We start from the raw sequence: 16002 nt of genomic DNA on the forward strand, positions 1-16002 counted from the left end.
AATGATAAAGCAAAAATCATCGTTATACACTACATTATAGAAAGAAGAATAAAGATGCTTAGACAATATGTTCGAGATTTGCAAAATGAGTTTGCAGGGTATGGAACAGCGAAGCTACGTAAAGATTTGATGGCAGGAATTACGGTGACAGCAGTCGCGCTACCATTGTCTTTAGCATTTGGAGTGAGCAGTGGGGCAGACGCAGCGGCTGGATTAATTACAGCCATACTAGCTGGCCTGATTATTAGCATGCTCTCAGGTGCGTCCTATCAAATTTCAGGACCGACAGGCGCCATGTCCGCGATTTTGATTGCCGTTGTGGCAAAATACGGACTTGAAGGCGTCTTTATTGCTTGTATGCTTGCGGGTATCATTCTTGTTATTGCGGGTGTCCTTAAATTTGGACGCGTTGTATCCATTATTCCTATGCCTGTTATTACAGGCTTTACTTCTGGTATCGCGATTATTATCGCGCTTGGCCAGGTAGATAATTTCTTTGGGGTTGAATCGGCAGGGGAAACAGCGATTCAGAAAGTCATGTCTTATTTTGAGCTTGGATTTCATCCTGATTGGGCAACAGTCGCTATTGGGCTTTTAACCGTGCTTGTCATGATATTCTGGCCGAAGAAATGGAATTCCATCATTCCTTCTTCATTGGCAGCTCTTCTACTTGTTTTAGGGTTGAATATGGTACTGAAATTGCCGGTGGATGTTGTCGGTGATATTCCGAAAACATTATTCCCGGAAAATAGGCTGGCATTTGGAGATCTGTCACTTGCCAAGATGGAGCATCTCCTCTGGCCCGCTATCAGTATCGCGGCTCTCGGTATGATTGAAAGTCTTCTGTGCGGGGCTTCCGCCGGCAGAATGACTGGCGAGAAATTGAACGGTGACAGGGAACTCGTCGCTCAGGGTATTGGGAATATGATTATTCCGTTCTTTGGCGGAGTACCTGCTACGGCAGCCATTGCACGTACAAGTGTGGCAATTAAAGCAGGCATGGCAACCCGCTTGACAGGAATCTTCCATGCAGTCGGCCTTCTGCTTTCAATGTTCCTTCTAAGTCCGATTATGTCTGCTATCCCGATGTCAGCTCTAGCTGGTATCTTGATGGTGACAGCATGGCGCATGAATGAGTGGGAAAGCATCTATTACTTCTTCTCCCGTAAATTCTGGGGGGCCATTATGAAGTTTTCCCTCACATTGGCTGCAACTGTTGTCTTTGATTTGACCGTTGCGATTGTGGTTGGGATTGTTCTTTCAGCCCTTCTATTCGTTATCAACAGTGCAGAGGTAGAAATGAATATCAGCAAGATTGATGATGATAAATTGAAAGAAAAGGGCATCACTATTTGTGAGGAGCACGACCATGTTCGGGTCGTTTATTTGACAGGACCTATTTTCTTTGCGACGGTTCATTCTTTGACAAAGCGTTTGGAAGACCTTCATCAAGGAGTGATGATTCTCTCCATGCGTGGTGTTTCTTCTATTGATACATCGGGTGTCCAAGCAATGCTTGAGTTCTGTGAGGCAAAGAAGCAGGAGGGAATCACGATCGTTTTCAGCGGAGTACAGACAAATGTACTGAAACGTTTTGAAAAAGGCGGCGTGTTGGATGTGGTGGGTCGTGACCATGTCTACTGGAGTACTGACCAAGCATTGCAGTATATGGATATGAATGAATCAAAGGCTGTGTAATGAAATCAAGTAGTGCACTGTGAAGGATCACAGTGCACTTTTTTATGGCCGGGGGTCTGTTTCCAAGATGCTGTATAACAAGGAATCGCGCCAGCCATCCTTGATAAGCAGATTCTCACGCAGCCGTCCCTCACAGGTTAAGCCGGCCTTCTTCATCACCATATAGGAGGCAGTGTTTCGAGGGTCGCACGTGGCATAAATACGATGAAGATTCAGTTTATTGAAGCCAAGGTCAATTAATAACAGGGCAGCCTCCGTGGCAAATCCCTTTCCCCAAAAGGAAGGGTGAAGGCTGTAGCCAATTTCTCCATTGCGGAAGCTGGAATCTGAAATGTGAAGTTCCCCAGCACCAATCAAGTGATGCCCCATTTTCTCTATAATGGCTAAACAGTAGCGCTTTCTTGGTCGGAGGGTGGCATCGTGGATATTTTGCCAGACAAATCCGCATGTTTCTTCTTCCGTGTTCGGTCCCCAAGGCTGATAACGACAAACCCGTTCATCGGAGGCATATTGATGAACGGCAGTACAATCCTCCTCCTTGAATTCACGTAAGTAAATGTGTTCTCCATATAATTCGATTGTTATCTCCCTCCTATAAACAGCAGTCCAAATCAAATGCGATTTGGACTGTTTTCTTAAGAAGTGTAGTCAGCGGGATGAATATGGCTGGTTAAGTCTAAAGTTTTACCAAAAATGATGAACGGCTCCTCAGGATCGTCATAGGGAAGGAAGGAATCACTGATGATGGACCATCCTTTAGAGCGATAAAGAGAGATAGCCGGCCAATTATTTGTCTGAGTGGTTAGGACGGCTCGCTTAAAGGGAAGCTTCTTTAGCAGCTGATCATGGAGGCGAGCGCCAAGTCCTTGTTTACGGCAGCTTGGATGTACAGCCAGCTCTACAAATTCAAAGCAATCTCTGAGCCATTCGGTGCTAGTATCTGGTGCCAGGTGGCTCGCCAATAATTCGTGATAATATTGGCCGGAAAGGGAGGAGTAGCCATAGGCATAACCAATAAGCTCTCCGTCCTTTACCACTGTAACTCCTCGAAATCCTTTATAGCCGGTATGACGCTTAATTCTGCTAATATGGCTCTCGCTCCAGTCATTCCACACCATTTGATAAAGGAACGCAACCGATTGCAAAATCGTTTCTTCTCCATTCCATTCAAGGATAATCGCTTTGTCCAAAGCCATTACCTCTTGAAAATGCCGCTGATCTGCCGGCATTCCTCAGCTGTCAGCGCTACTTTCAATGCTTTGATATTATGCAAAACCTGCTCAGGCTGCTTTGCACCAGGAATGACGGCATCAATAGCATCCTGCTTTAAATACCAGGCAAGCACGAGGTGTGCAACCTCTGCGCCCTTGGCATCAGCTATCTCGCGCAGCTTCTCCACCTTAGCCAGATTTTCTTCAAAGGCTTCCCCTTGGAAGAGCGGATTACGGGCCCGTCCATCTGTGATGGGGGAATTCTTCGTGTACTTTCCTGTTAATAGCCCAGAGGCTAACGGGAAATAGGGGACAAAGGAGAGGGAATGTTCATCAGCGTATGGGAGCAGGTCTTCCTCGGCCTGTCTTTTCAAAAGATTGTATTCAGATTGAATGACATCAACATAGCCGTCCTTATTTGCTTCTTTCAATTGTTCTAATGAAAAGTTTGATACACCGATTGCACGGATTTTTCCTTCATCCTTTAATTGCTTCAATGCGCCTACGGCTTCATCCTTAGGTGTATGTTCATCAGGAAAATGGATATAAAACAAGTCGATATAGTCTGTCCGAAGGCGGATGAGGCTGTCTTCAACAGTCTTTCGCAGGAAGGCTGGTGAATTATCGAGGACAATTTTGTCCTCAACAAATTTATGAGCGCCCTTTGTTGCGATTATGAGCTCCTCACGTTTGCCTTTTTCACGTATGACCTCGCCAATTAATTCTTCTGATCGCTCAGGTCCGTATATGTATGCTGTATCAATGAAGTTAATCCCCTGATCGATCGCTGTGCGAACAATTTCCCTGCCTGTTTCCTCATTAAGGTTAGGAAACAGATTATGACCGCCGACAGCATTTGTTCCAAGTCCAATTGGATTGATATACAAATCCGTTTTACCTATACGTACTTTATCAGACATGTCTAATCCTCCTTATGTTCTTATGGTTCAATCATAGCAAACAGGGTGGAGCCGGAGGAAATGATACGGTCTTTTAGAAAGACAAAAAAGCGAAGGGCCCGCGGATTTCTCCATGGGCCCTTCAGCAAAGAGGGGTGGGGGTTTATCTAATGGTTTTGGTCTTGTGCTTGTGTGTTCTAACGTTAGTATATAATAAATGATAACGATTATCAATATCAATAAAGTAAAAATTATATCAATTTTATTACAAATACGAAAATAGGTCATCCTGTCTCTTCAGATTAATGTTCGGTGAATTAAATTCGAGATGAAAGGGTTTTTCTCCATCTGCCGCGCCTGGTGGATAATTGCCCGGTAGAATGAGTTTCATGCCGGTCCGCTCCTATCTCCCTTCCTAAAATGAGACCTGAGAGCACCACTCAAACCGTTCCTCTCTAACCTGCCAATTGTAGAAAAATAAATCCTGCACATGATTTTCTCCTTTCAGAATAAAAGCCTCATTGTATGTTATCCGGTTCATACAATGAGGCTTCATGCAGGCTATTCCCTAACTGCGGCAGCTTCAGCATTTGGTACGTCTTCTGGATTCTTATCTTTTTCCAATCTGGAGGCCCAGTAGGTAGCTATGATAGGGCCGGATATATTATGCCAAACAGCACCAAATGCACTTGGAAGGGCCGTCATCGGGTCAGCAAAGTGAGCCTTGGCGAGTGACACGCCGAGACCGGAATTCTGCATGCCGACCTCTATGCTGATTGCGCGTCTGTCCTGTATGGAAAGCTTCAAAAGTTTTGCAGCAAGATAGCCGAAGAATAAACCAAAGGCGTTATGCAAGAAGACGGCAAGAAAGATTAATAATCCGGCAGAAGCGATATTTTCCCGATTGCCGGCAACAATGGCACTGATGATAATCATAATGGCGAGCACAGAAATAAGCGGAATGATGTTCAAGCTTTTCTCCACGGTTTTCGGCAGAAGCTTGCTTACAACCAGTCCCAGCACAATCGGAATGATAATGACTTGAATGATGGACATAAACATGGCGACGGCGTCAACAGGCATCCACTGTCCAGCAAAAACAAGCAATAAGAATGGTGTCATGATTGGTGCGAGCAAGGTTGAACAGGAAGTCATCGTAATGGACAGCGGGACATTGCCTTTAGCCAAATAAACCATGACATTGGAGGCTGTTCCGCCTGGTACAGAGCCAAGCAGAACAAGACCAGCGGCTAGAGCCGGAGGCAGTTGAAGCAAATAAGCGACTCCAAATGCCGCCAGCGGCATAATCGAAAACTGTGCGATAAGGCCAATGATGACAGGAACCGGATGTGTTAGCACCATCTTAAAATCGGCTGCCTTAAGGGTTAAACCCATTCCGAACATGACAATCCCAAGCAGGATGGTGATGTAGCCTCCAAGGCTTAAGAATGGACTTGGAATTAAATAAGCAACAACGGCCGTTAAAATAACAAGGATGGCAAAATATTTGCCGGCATATGTACTGATCGCTTCAAGTACTTTCATCAGGATAACTCCTTTTAGTATAATTTGTTCGGATTGAGAATATTGTTCGGGTCCAATGCCTTTTTTATGGAACGCATAACCTCTAGTGCAGGACCGTGCTCCTGTGTTATATACTGCCTTTTTCCAATGCCGATTCCATGCTCGCCTGTACTCGTTCCGCCGCGGCTCAAAGAGAAGCGGACGATACGGTCGCTGAATTCCTTCGCTGTTTTTACTTCCTTATGATCATTCACATCAATCATGAGAAGCGCATGGAAATTCCCGTCGCCGACATGACCGACAATTCCTCCAGTCAAGCCCATCTCATTTAGGGTTTCTCGCGTGTAATCGACGGAGGCTGCAAGCTCTGATATGGGGACACATACATCTGTGACCATCAGCTTTTTACCTGGTGCTGAATGGATGTAGGCATAAGCAAGGTTATGACGCGCTTCCCAGATTTGGTTGCGGGAGGCAAGGTCTTCCTTGAATTCAAGCGAGCGGCAGCCCATGTCCTTCAAGATTTCTGTAGCGAATTCGATATCTTGAAGGAGTCCGGCTTGATTGCCATGGAACTCGAGGAACAGCGTTGGCATCTCCTCAAAGGCTGTGCCGCTGTGCCGGTTAAATTGACGCATCGAATCCTGATCGACAAGTTCAACGCGGCCAATCGGAATGCTTGCCTGCGTAAGTGCCGTTACAGCGAGAACTGCATCATGTGTGGAGGAAAACACGGCCCGGCCGGCTACCTCATGCTCAGGGATGCCGAATACACGCAAGGTCAGCTCTGTTATACAGCCAAGCGTTCCCTCTGAGCCGACGAAAAGTCCATTAAGATGAAGGCCGGATGAGGACTTTGCTGCAAGTGTTCCAGTGTGAATGATGCTTCCATCTGCCAGAACCACCTCCATATCCCGGATTTGATCGCGCATCACACCGTATTTGACTGCAGTTGTTCCGCTTGCGTTGGTCGCAGCCATTCCTCCAAGGGTGGCATCTGCCCCGGGGTCAACCGAGAAGAATAAACCATGCTTTCTTAACTCCTTATTCAACTGGGTGCGAGTCACTCCAGGTTGGACTTTGACGATTAAATCCTCAGGTCTTATATCAAGGATTTGACCCATCTCAGTAAAGTCAAGCGATATCCCGCCATCATAAGGAATAGCATGGCCCTCAAGACTCGTTCCACGGCCGAAAGGTACAATAGGGATTTGATGATCATTTGCCCAGGCAAGGATGGCTGAAACCTCAGCAGTTGTATGAGGAAATACTACGGCATCGGGGAGGGCAGGCTCATGATAGGATTCATCCTTACTATGGTTAATAAGGACAGTCTCATTGATGGAGACTTGGTCCTCGCTAACGATTTCTCTTAATTGTTTCACCCATTTATTATCCATTCAATCAATCCCCCTCTTGTTTGTCATATTTGGTTACAAAAGTATTTTATCACAAATAATTCTAATTTTTAGAAAATTTCGCGAATAAATCCGTGGACAAAGGCATGAAAAAAAGCACCTTTTGGTTAGATGCTTTTTTCAGAAAAGACCTACCTGAATGATTGGGTAGAATCTATTAGATTCGTATTCTCATCTTTCTGGATGGATTCTAAATCATCTGCAGGAATCAGGCTGTCATAGAAGGAAGCCATCGTAGTCGTGAAATAAGGAGACAAATAAATAGAGATTCCGAATAGCGCAATCGAACCGATGATGCTGCTGGCACCTCCGGCAAATAATAGGCCTGAATCATTTGCGCCTATTCCGATTGCAATCGCAATCAGCCCAATAATAATTAATAGGAAAGGAATGAGCACCCATGGCAGGAAGGATAAGATCAAAACGAATAAATTCTTTTTCTGCCCATCCATCATACGGCGGCTTTCCGTTATGGATTGAAATACCGTCAATTCCGGTCTGTCACGCAGGATGAAGAAGGTCATGGAATAGGCAAGGCCTTTAATTATTCCAGGCACAATCAGTAAAAGAAACCAAAGGAAGGTGAAGATAAGAACCATTAAGTAGGTCCCGACATTGCGCAGATAATTCTTTGTGAAACCGGAGAATAGGTTGCTTACTCCAGGATTATGATATCGAATAAGTTCAAGGTGAAACCATTGGTACCCAATGCTAAGCGGTCCTCCGATAAAGATCATCAAGAGATAGAATAACCATAGATATTCATTGTCGGGTATCGCCAGTACATTGTTAATGATGAAATAGAGAAAGAATACGCCAATGGCGACTCCCCACATGCCTTTTAAGGCATTTTTGGCGGCTGTTTTGTATGTACTTGTCTTCATTATGCATCTCCTTTTATTATTTATATATATTATCTATAGTATGGTTTAAATAGAAAAATTCGTCAAATAAAGATGAAATATTTGTAATATTCAAATAATCACTTGTGCATCTCTTTAAAACCAGTATAATTGGAAATAATTAACATACCCACCGGTTAGTATGTGAAGGGAGAGAAAGAAATGAATTTTTCCTATTCTAATAAGGTCAAGGAATTAGAACAAAAGCTTACAAGATTTATGGAGGAAAATGTATATCCGAGTGAAACGCTATATGAACAGCAATTAAATCAGCAGGAAACGCGCTTCAGCCGTATTCCGCCAATCATGGAGGAGCTGAAGGAGAAGGCGAAGGCAGAGGGGCTTTGGAATCTATTCCTCCCGGAGAGCGAGCAGGGAGCTGGTCTGACCAATCTTGAGTATGCACCTTTATGCGAGATTATGGGAAGGTCGCTAATCGGGCCTGAGGTTTTCAATTGCAATGCACCTGATACTGGCAATATGGAGGTGCTTGAACGTTATGGCACGCCTGAACAAAAGGAGAGATGGCTGAAGCCGTTGCTTAATGGGGAGATTCGCTCCTGCTTCTCGATGACTGAGCCTGATGTCGCGTCCTCTGATGCCACGAATATTGAGGCAAGTATCATTAGGGACAGGGATGAGTATGTCATTAACGGCCGGAAATGGTGGTCATCTGGAGCCGGTGATCCGCGCTGTGAGATTGCGATTGTGATGGGGAAGACAGACCGAACAGCTGACAGGCATGAGCAGCAGTCGATGATTCTAGTGCCGCTGAATACACCAGGCGTCAAGATTGAACGACTCCTGCCTGTTTTCGGTTATGATCATGCACCGCACGGCCATGCGGAAATCACTTATGACAATGTGAGGGTTCCGCTTGAGAATATGATTTGGGATGAAGGCAAAGGGTTTGCCATTGCACAAGGCAGGCTTGGACCCGGGAGAATCCATCATTGTATGAGATTAATTGGTGCGGCAGAGAGAGCGCTTGAAGTTTTATGTAAGCGCATACACAAGAGAGTTGCTTTTGGGAAGCCGCTTGCTAATCAAGGTGTGATTCAAGAGTGGATTGCAGACAGCCGTATAGAGATTGAACAGGCGCGTCTATTGACGTTGAAGGCAGCCTATATGATGGATACGGTCGGCAATAAGGAAGCCAAGAAGGAGATTGCAATGATTAAGGTCGTGGCGCCGAGTATGGCCCTTCGTGTCATTGACCGCGCCATGCAAGGTCTGGGTGCTGCAGGGGTATCCGAGGATTATCCGCTTGCGGCTCAATGGGCGAACGCACGGACATTGCGCTTGGCGGATGGACCGGATGAGGTGCATCGAGCCCAGCTTGCAAGGCTTGAATTGAAGAAGTACAAGGAGGAGGCTGGAATTAGACGATGAGTATCTTGGAGATGTTTAATCTAAACGGAAAGACAGCAATCATTACAGGCGGTGGGCGAGGTCTCGGTGAGCAGATTGCCAAAGGCTATGCAGAAGCAGGGGCCAATATTGTCCTTTGCTCCCGGAAGGTGGAGGCATGTGAGGAGACAGCGGGCGAGCTGGAAACATTAGGCGTGAAGACACTGGCCATTCAATGTGATGTATCCAATCCTGATGATATTCAAAGGGTCGTGGATGAAACAATCAGCCGTTTCGGCAGGATTGACATTCTTGTTAATAATAGCGGGGCCTCATGGGGTGCCCCTTCATTTGAAATGCCGCTTGATGCATGGAATAAGGTAATCAATGTGAATCTAACTGGTACATTCCTTATGTCCCAGGCAGTTGGAAAGGTGATGGCAGAGCAAGGCGGCGGGAAAATCGTCAATATCGCCTCTGTTGCCGGTCTTGGCGGAACACATCCAGACATGATGGATACAGTCGGCTATAACGCAAGCAAGGGAGCCATTATCACGCTCACGAAGGACCTCGCTGTTAAATGGGGAAGACATCAAATCAATGTTAATGCCATTGCACCTGGATTCTTCCCGACGAAGATGTCTAAGGTCTTGATTGAGCGCGGCAAGGACACCCTCGAATATATGACACCGCTTGGACGTCTTGGAGGAGAGGAGGATTTGAAGGGAGTCGCTTTATTCTTAGCTTCAGAGGCTGCTAGATATGTAACAGGCCAGATCATTGTTGTGGATGGCGGAAAGAGTGCCATGATTTAAAACTATGAAGAGTGGGAGATGAAAAAATGGAACAAAAACCATGGTATAAGCATTATCCCGAAAATATCTCAACAGAAATCAGCATTCCTAATCAGTCACTTCCGGAAATCCTCCAAGAAACTGCAGAAAAGTCCCCAAACAACAACGCCATTTCGTTTTTTGGCAGAAAAATCAAGTATCAGGCTTTATCACAAATGGCGCACGGGTTTGCTTCAGCCCTGCAAAAAAGCGGGGTCAAAAAGGGAGACCGGGTGGCTATTATGCTTCCAAACTGTCCGCAGTATGTAGTTGGCTATTACGGGGCACTGATTGCCGGCGGAATTGTCACCCAGGTCAATCCGATGCTTGTTGCACGTGAGCTTAAACATATACTTGATGATTCGGGAGCAGAAACGATTATTGTACTGGATGCCTTCTATGAAGCAGTCAAAAGTATTCAAGAGAATACAAATCTAAAAACGGTCATCGTTGTCAGTTTGCAGCCGTCTGGGGCAAAATTCGATGACCGGACTTTTGAGGAATTCATGGCTATTGGCACAGAACCTCCTAAGCCTGTAACAATCGTGCCCGAGGAGGATATCGCGGTATTGCAATATACAGGAGGGACAACTGGCCGCTCTAAAGGGGCAATGCTGACCCACCGCAATTTGGTGGCCAATATTTATCAAACAAAGGAATTCTTTAAGACTTCCATTCAGCATGGCAATGAACGCTATTTAACGGTCATCCCTCTATTCCATGTATTTGGCATGACAGCCTGCATGAACGCCTGCATTCAAATGGCAGGGGAGAACATCTTGCTGCCGCGCTTCAATCTTGAGGAGGTTCTCCAGACAATTAAACAGGAGAAGCCGACTATATTTCCGGGTGTACCGACGATGTATGTTGCCATTAATGCACATCCAAAAGCACAGGAATATGGCATTGACAGCATTAAATTATGCAATAGCGGCAGTGCCCCGATGCCGGTGGAGCTGATGAGAAACTTTGAGGACAAGACAGGCTCAAACGTGCTTGAAGGCTATGGGCTTTCAGAGGCTGCTCCAGTGACACACTGCAATCCATCCTTCGCAGTACGAAAGCCGGGTACCGTCGGTATTGGTTTCCCATCCACTGAGTATAAGATTGTTGACCTTGCGACCGGTGAGCAGGAGGTGCCGAGCGGGGAGCTCGGTGAACTGATTGTGAAAGGCCCGCAGGTAATGAAGGGATATTGGAACATGCCAGAGGAGACAAGTGCCACCCTTAGGGACGGCTGGCTCTATACGGGAGATATTGCCAAGGTGGATGAGGATGGCTATTTGTCTATCGTTGACCGGAAGAAGGATTTGATCATAGCGAGCGGATACAATATTTATCCGCGTGATGTAGAAGAGGTGCTGTATGAGCACCCTGCTGTTCAGGAGGCAGTCGTCATCGGGGTTCCAGATGAATATAGAGGGGAAACGGTTAAAGCGATTCTTGTTTTAAAGGACGGCCAAACTGTTGATGAGGCAGAAATCATCGAATACTGTAAACAAAATATGGCCGCTTATCGTGTGCCGACGATGGTTGACTTCCGAGAAGAGCTGCCGAAAACCAATGTCGGTAAAATTCTGCGACGTGCACTTAGAGAGGAAGTCCATACGAAATCTTGAACAAGCCGGGAGCAGGGCAAAGACTCTGAGAAGAAACGGGGGCCATAAATCATGAAAGATAAAATCATCGAAAGCAGTATCCGGCTCTTTGAGAGAAGAGGTTTTGCCGAAACATCTATTCAGGATATCGTCGAAACACTCGGGGTTACGAAAGGAACCTTTTACTATTATTTCTCTAGCAAGGAAGAATTGCTGATGGACATCCATCTTTCCTATATTGATGGATTGATTGCCAGGCAGGAGGAAATCCTTCGGGATTCCTCTGCCGCAGCATCGACTAAGATCCATCGTATTATTTCTCTCTTGATTCATGATATACAATGCCAAGGGCAGAGTGCAAAGGTGTTCTTTCGTGAGATGAAGGCATTGAGTGAGGATAAGCTCAGCCAAATCGTTCCGAAAAGAGATTTATTTCGATTGAATATGGAGCAGGTAGTCAAGGAGGGCATAGAAAACGGAGAGCTTCGTCCGGAATTGGATCCTGCGATTGTGACCTTCGGCATTCTTGGAATGGCGAATTGGTGCTATCAATGGTTTCAACCAGGAGGAAGACTGACGGAAGAGGATGTATCCGAAATGTTTGTGGATATGCTTTTGACCGGAATAGCAGTCAAATGAGGGAGGGACTATGCATGGAGCCGATTAAACAAATATCGGTCATGGGAGCGGGGCAAATGGGCCGGCAAATTGCGATGCTTTGCGCACTCGGAGGCTTTGAGACCATTCTTTATGACCTTGATACGAATCAGCTTTCACAGGCAGAGAAGGCGCTGGAATCACTTATGAAGCAATGGGTGCAGAAAGGGAAAATAGAAGAAGAAGGAGTAAAGCAGGCTTTCAGCAGATTATCCTTCACGAATGATTTTAAGACATCAGCGGAGAGGCCCGACCTTGTCATTGAAGCAGTGGTTGAAAAGCTATCCGTTAAGAAGGAGCTTTTTCAAGCGCTGGAAGAGAGTGTGCCAGCACATACCATCTTTGCGACAAACAGCTCTACCATCGTGAACAGCCTGCTTGCACCGGTTACATCGCGTCCAGATAAATTCGTGAACATGCATTTCTTCTTCCCGCCGTTAGTCATGAATTGTGTGGAGGTTGTCATGAGTGAGCAGACCTCAGAGGAAACAGTACAAGCAGCTATGGAGGTATGCCGGCAGATTAATCGGCGTCCATTCTTGTTACGAAAGGAAATCTCCGGCTTTGTCGCCAACCGGATTCTTGGGGCAATTCATAAGGAGGCTCTTCATCTTTATGAAGAAGGCATTGCAGACTTTAAGGATATCGACCAAATTTGCCGCACGGCGCTCGGTCATCCTATTGGACCTTTTGAGCTGTTAGACCTTTCGGGCAATGATGTCATTTATGATGTGATGCAGCAAAGATACTCGGAGACTGGTGATCCGAATGATCAGCCGAATGCAAGCATTATAGAAAAGGTACAGCAAGGGAAGCTGGGCCGCAAGACAGGAAACGGCTGGTATGAATATGGGGAAGAACAGCGGAAGACGGAAAAGACCGGGGTGAATAAAAGATGAATTCAATGGATGTTACGGTCCGGTTTGCGGAGACGGATGCCTTGGGACATGTAAATAATACAAGTTATTTCATCTATATGGAAGATGCTCGGCTTCATTTACTAAAGGAGCTTGGCTGGAATGCCGCTCATCAAAATTGGTCCTTCGTACTCGTGTCCACTAAATGCGACTTTATCAATCAGGCTTATTTTGACCAGATTCTTCGCATCGATACCTCCATAGAGAAAGTCGGGACAAAGAGCTTTCAGCTTTCACATAATATTTCCTGTGCTCAAACAGGAACCATCATTGCTAAGGGCCATGCTGTTATTGCTTTTTATAACAAAGAGGCAAAGCTGAGTGAGCCAATACCCGAGGATTTGAAGAATAAATTGCTAAAGAATATGAATGCCTAAACGGAGGTGTAAAACATAGATGAAACAAAATCTTTCAAAGGAAACCATACCAGTAAGGGCTGGAGAGGAGCTTAATAGTGGAAGACTTGAGGCGTATTTGAGAACGAAGCTCGAGAGGCTCCCGAGTGGGAACCTTGAGATTGAGCAATTCTCAGCTGGTCATTCTAATTTGACCTATCAATTAAGGATGGGGGAGTGGCAAGCCGTTCTACGGAAACCGCCACTTGGTCCGGTAGCGCCTAAAGCCCATGATATGGAGCGTGAATTCACGATTCTATCTGATTTAAGCCGGGTGTTTGACCCCGCGCCAAAGCCGATGCTTTTCTCCAACGATCTTGAAGTGGTCGGCAGCCCGTTTTTCGTGATGGAGCGGAAACAGGGGTATGTGTTTGATACCGAGATTCCGGAGGGTGTCACGGCCTCAAGGGAATTGTATCAAAACCTTTCAAAGGAAATGGTGAAACGATTAGTCGATCTCCATCAAATCCCGTATGAGAATACGAGACTCGCCGAAATGAGCAAGCCGGATGGATTTATGGAAAGGCAGACGTACGGCTGGATTAAGCGTTATGAAAAAGCGAGGACTCATGAGGTACCGGCAGCAGAGGAGGTAGCTGAGTGGCTTGCTGCCCATATACCAGGAAGAAGCCATGCTGCCATTATTCATTACGACTATAAGCTAAATAATGCGATGTTCACGCATGATGGCGCCCGTATGGCCGGATTATTTGACTGGGAGATGACAACAGTGGGAGATCCATTGGCCGACCTCGGTGTTGCCCTCAGCTATTGGACCGGGCAGGATGATCCGCCATTCCTGCAAAAGGGTCTGGGGAAGGAGTCAATCACGATTCGTGAAGGCTTTTATTCCAGGGATGAATTTCTCCATGAATATGCCAGCTTGAGCGGAAGAGATGTTTCAGACATGAAGTTTTATAAGGTGTTTGCCTACTTTAAGCTAGCAGGCATCTGCCAGCAAATTTACTACCGCTTCCACCGCGGGCAAACAAGGGATGAACGTTTTAGAAATCTTCATGTCTATGTAAAGGGTTTAATAGAGCATGCGGCAATGGTCATGAGGTCATAGTATGGTCAAAATTCAATTGCTGATTCGCAAGGAGGACATTTCGGTTGAAAAAATGGCCGAAGGGGAAAAAATCGCCGTTGTTCTCGATGTGCTGCTCGCAACAACAACTATCGTTTCTGCTTTGAAGGAGGGAGCAAAGGAAGTCATTCCTGTTCAGAATCCTGATGAGGCTGTACGTGAAAGCATGGCGTTCAACACAAGCGAAATGCTTATGGCAGGTGAATTGAACGCTGGCCCGATTGAAGGGTTCATCTATCCCAGTCCTTCAGAAATTAAGAATGAAATTAAGGACAAAACGCTGATACTTTCAACGACCAATGGGACGGTTGCACTTAGAATGGCAGCTGGCTCAAAACGTGTATATATTTCTTCTTTGTTGAATAATGCCATCACCGCAAAACGGATTTTGACCGCATATAAAGAGGAAACCATCATGATTGTGTGCTCGGGAAATTCAGGTGAGCTAAGCTTGGAGGATTTTTATGGAGCAGGCCATTTGATTGCCTGCTTTGGACAGACACAGGAGAAGCTTGAATTAAATGATGCAGCTAAGGCTGCATTGGCATTGTATCAGTATGGTGAGGCAAGTCCGTATGAACGGCTTGCAGGCTCTTATGTTGGGCAGCTGCTTTTGAGGTACGGCTTTCATGAAGATTTGAAATTAGCTTCTTCAGTTGGCGAAGCTGAAATCATCGCCGTACTAAAGAATGGCCGAGTTACGGCAGAACAAATAGGGGAGTTGAAAAATTCGTGAGATTTGCTGAAATGACGGCGGTCGTTACTGGCGGCGGCAGCGGCATTGGCCTGGCAACTGCCATAATTTTGGCCAAGGAAGGCGCAAACGTCATCATTACCGGACGGACAAAGGAAAAGCTAGAGGCCGCGGCAGCAGAAATTAATAAACAGGCAGGAGGAGAAAGGGCAGTCTATTTTGTTGCTGACTCGACCAAGGAAGAGGATATACAGGGTTTAGCCCGTTTCATTGATGATTATTATATGGGTCTTCATATTGTCATTAATAATTCGGGTGGATCTATACAGTCAAAGATTCTCGATACATCTGTTGATGAATGGGATATTGTTCAGGAAATCAATTTGAAAAGTGTCTTTATTGTTTCAAAAGTCCTGGGGAAAATGATGGCGGAAAGTGCGATTACTGGCGGGAATCGAGCGATTGTTAACATTGCGAGCCTATCCGGGCATAAGGCAGCCTCGCATCTGCCTCATTACAGCTCAGCAAAGGCGGCTGTCATCAATTTCACTCATGCCTTAGCCTTGGAGCTGGCCCCATACGGAATCAGGGTGAATTCTGTCTCCCCGGGATTTGCGGAGACGCCTCTGACAGAATGGTCCTTAACCAATGAAAAATTCGTACAATCCATTAAGCGGAATACAGCCCTCGGAAGAGTTGGGACAAGTGAAGAGATTGCTAAGGTAATTGCTTTTGCCGCTTCAAGTGATGCTTCCTATATGACCGGTTCAGACCTTTTAGTAGATGGCGGTTGGATGATTACATAAACAGGAAAAGGGG

Annotated in this window: 17 protein-coding genes; 10 read left to right on the top strand and 7 right to left on the bottom strand. The window is 45.9% G+C overall.

Annotation, left to right across the window (positions count from 1 at the left end; genetic code table 11):
- Positions 1-54: 54 nt before the first annotated feature.
- The gene (locus ACY8DX_RS03285) at positions 55-1698 is read left to right on the top strand and encodes a SulP family inorganic anion transporter (protein WP_439803279.1); all 1644 of its coding nucleotides are present in this window, start codon (positions 55-57) and stop codon (positions 1696-1698) included.
- A 42-nt stretch (positions 1699-1740) separates the two neighbouring features.
- Here the strand turns inward: ACY8DX_RS03285 and ACY8DX_RS03290 are convergent, their stop codons facing one another.
- The 7 genes from ACY8DX_RS03290 to ACY8DX_RS03320 all read right to left on the bottom strand — a co-directional run bounded on the left by ACY8DX_RS03290 (position 1741) and on the right by ACY8DX_RS03320 (position 7634).
- The gene (locus ACY8DX_RS03290) at positions 1741-2313 is read right to left on the bottom strand and encodes a GNAT family N-acetyltransferase (protein WP_462406203.1); all 573 of its coding nucleotides are present in this window, start codon (positions 2311-2313) and stop codon (positions 1741-1743) included.
- A gap of 20 nt (positions 2314-2333) precedes the next feature.
- The gene (locus ACY8DX_RS03295; RefSeq protein WP_439803277.1) at positions 2334-2888 is read right to left on the bottom strand and encodes a GNAT family N-acetyltransferase; all 555 of its coding nucleotides are present in this window, start codon (positions 2886-2888) and stop codon (positions 2334-2336) included.
- Positions 2889-2893: 5 nt separating this feature from the next.
- A complete protein-coding gene (locus tag ACY8DX_RS03300; protein WP_439803276.1) occupies positions 2894-3829 on the bottom strand; it encodes an aldo/keto reductase in 936 nt (311 codons plus the stop codon).
- 244 nt (positions 3830-4073) lie between these two features.
- Positions 4074-4199 carry a hypothetical protein gene (locus ACY8DX_RS03305; protein ID WP_269431795.1) on the bottom strand — a complete coding sequence of 42 codons (126 nt, stop codon included), beginning with the start codon at positions 4197-4199 and terminating at the stop codon, positions 4074-4076.
- A 170-nt stretch (positions 4200-4369) separates the two neighbouring features.
- Positions 4370-5353, bottom strand: a complete 984-nt coding sequence (locus ACY8DX_RS03310; protein WP_049672123.1) for a bile acid:sodium symporter family protein — start codon at positions 5351-5353, stop codon at positions 4370-4372.
- A 14-nt stretch (positions 5354-5367) separates the two neighbouring features.
- Positions 5368-6732 (bottom strand): FAD-binding oxidoreductase, encoded by a 1365-nt coding sequence (locus ACY8DX_RS03315; protein WP_049672122.1) that lies wholly within the window; start codon positions 6730-6732, stop codon positions 5368-5370.
- A 149-nt stretch (positions 6733-6881) separates the two neighbouring features.
- Positions 6882-7634: a DUF975 family protein gene (locus ACY8DX_RS03320; RefSeq protein ID WP_462406204.1), complete on the bottom strand. Its 753-nt coding sequence runs from the start codon at positions 7632-7634 to the stop codon at positions 6882-6884.
- A gap of 180 nt (positions 7635-7814) precedes the next feature.
- On the opposite strand from ACY8DX_RS03320, the gene ACY8DX_RS03325 reads away from it, so the two are divergent.
- Genes ACY8DX_RS03325 through ACY8DX_RS03365 form a run of 9 tightly spaced genes read left to right on the top strand, consistent with a single transcriptional unit; the run spans position 7815 to position 15989 of the window.
- Positions 7815-9044, top strand: coding sequence for an acyl-CoA dehydrogenase family protein (locus ACY8DX_RS03325; protein ID WP_049672120.1), 1230 nt, complete (start codon positions 7815-7817; stop codon positions 9042-9044).
- On the top strand, positions 9041-9817 hold the full coding sequence (locus tag ACY8DX_RS03330) for an SDR family oxidoreductase (protein WP_049672119.1): 777 nt from the start codon (positions 9041-9043) through the stop codon (positions 9815-9817). The genes ACY8DX_RS03325 and ACY8DX_RS03330 overlap by 4 nt, the downstream gene beginning before the upstream one ends.
- Before the next feature lie 26 nt (positions 9818-9843).
- Positions 9844-11454 carry a long-chain-fatty-acid--CoA ligase gene (locus tag ACY8DX_RS03335; RefSeq protein WP_049672118.1) on the top strand — a complete coding sequence of 537 codons (1611 nt, stop codon included), beginning with the start codon at positions 9844-9846 and terminating at the stop codon, positions 11452-11454.
- A gap of 51 nt (positions 11455-11505) precedes the next feature.
- Positions 11506-12072 (top strand): TetR/AcrR family transcriptional regulator, encoded by a 567-nt coding sequence (locus ACY8DX_RS03340; RefSeq protein WP_049672117.1) that lies wholly within the window; start codon positions 11506-11508, stop codon positions 12070-12072.
- Positions 12073-12086: 14 nt separating this feature from the next.
- A complete protein-coding gene (locus ACY8DX_RS03345; protein WP_082197189.1) occupies positions 12087-12989 on the top strand; it encodes a 3-hydroxyacyl-CoA dehydrogenase family protein in 903 nt (300 codons plus the stop codon).
- Positions 12986-13384: an acyl-CoA thioesterase gene (locus ACY8DX_RS03350; RefSeq protein WP_049672115.1), complete on the top strand. Its 399-nt coding sequence runs from the start codon at positions 12986-12988 to the stop codon at positions 13382-13384. The genes ACY8DX_RS03345 and ACY8DX_RS03350 overlap by 4 nt, the downstream gene beginning before the upstream one ends.
- A 19-nt stretch (positions 13385-13403) precedes the next feature.
- The gene (locus tag ACY8DX_RS03355; protein ID WP_049672114.1) at positions 13404-14471 is read left to right on the top strand and encodes a phosphotransferase family protein; all 1068 of its coding nucleotides are present in this window, start codon (positions 13404-13406) and stop codon (positions 14469-14471) included.
- Between the two features lies 1 nt (position 14472).
- Positions 14473-15225 carry a 2-phosphosulfolactate phosphatase gene (locus ACY8DX_RS03360; protein ID WP_049672113.1) on the top strand — a complete coding sequence of 251 codons (753 nt, stop codon included), beginning with the start codon at positions 14473-14475 and terminating at the stop codon, positions 15223-15225.
- A complete protein-coding gene (locus ACY8DX_RS03365) occupies positions 15222-15989 on the top strand; it encodes an SDR family NAD(P)-dependent oxidoreductase (protein ID WP_049672112.1) in 768 nt (255 codons plus the stop codon). The genes ACY8DX_RS03360 and ACY8DX_RS03365 overlap by 4 nt, the downstream gene beginning before the upstream one ends.
- Positions 15990-16002 lie beyond the last annotated feature (13 nt).

It is taken from the genome of Gracilibacillus sp. Marseille-QA3620, from assembly GCF_054950035.1.

Excerpts from the sequence above, each read along its gene's own strand:
- ACY8DX_RS03285 (WP_439803279.1), top strand. The coding sequence starts at position 55 with ATGCTTAGACAATATGTTCGAGATTTGCAAAATGAGTTTGCAGGGTAT.
- ACY8DX_RS03300 (WP_439803276.1), bottom strand. The coding sequence starts at position 3,829 with ATGTCTGATAAAGTACGTATAGGTAAAACGGATTTGTATATCAATCCA.
- ACY8DX_RS03305 (WP_269431795.1), bottom strand. The coding sequence starts at position 4,199 with ATGAAACTCATTCTACCGGGCAATTATCCACCAGGCGCGGCAGATGGA.
- ACY8DX_RS03310 (WP_049672123.1), bottom strand. The coding sequence starts at position 5,353 with ATGAAAGTACTTGAAGCGATCAGTACATATGCCGGCAAATATTTTGCC.
- ACY8DX_RS03315 (WP_049672122.1), bottom strand. The coding sequence starts at position 6,732 with ATGGATAATAAATGGGTGAAACAATTAAGAGAAATCGTTAGCGAGGAC.
- ACY8DX_RS03320 (WP_462406204.1), bottom strand. The coding sequence starts at position 7,634 with ATGAAGACAAGTACATACAAAACAGCCGCCAAAAATGCCTTAAAAGGC.
- ACY8DX_RS03325 (WP_049672120.1), top strand. The coding sequence starts at position 7,815 with ATGAATTTTTCCTATTCTAATAAGGTCAAGGAATTAGAACAAAAGCTT.
- ACY8DX_RS03330 (WP_049672119.1), top strand. The coding sequence starts at position 9,041 with ATGAGTATCTTGGAGATGTTTAATCTAAACGGAAAGACAGCAATCATT.
- ACY8DX_RS03335 (WP_049672118.1), top strand. The coding sequence starts at position 9,844 with ATGGAACAAAAACCATGGTATAAGCATTATCCCGAAAATATCTCAACA.
- ACY8DX_RS03340 (WP_049672117.1), top strand. The coding sequence starts at position 11,506 with ATGAAAGATAAAATCATCGAAAGCAGTATCCGGCTCTTTGAGAGAAGA.
- ACY8DX_RS03345 (WP_082197189.1), top strand. The coding sequence starts at position 12,087 with ATGGAGCCGATTAAACAAATATCGGTCATGGGAGCGGGGCAAATGGGC.
- ACY8DX_RS03350 (WP_049672115.1), top strand. The coding sequence starts at position 12,986 with ATGAATTCAATGGATGTTACGGTCCGGTTTGCGGAGACGGATGCCTTG.
- ACY8DX_RS03355 (WP_049672114.1), top strand. The coding sequence starts at position 13,404 with ATGAAACAAAATCTTTCAAAGGAAACCATACCAGTAAGGGCTGGAGAG.
- ACY8DX_RS03360 (WP_049672113.1), top strand. The coding sequence starts at position 14,473 with ATGGTCAAAATTCAATTGCTGATTCGCAAGGAGGACATTTCGGTTGAA.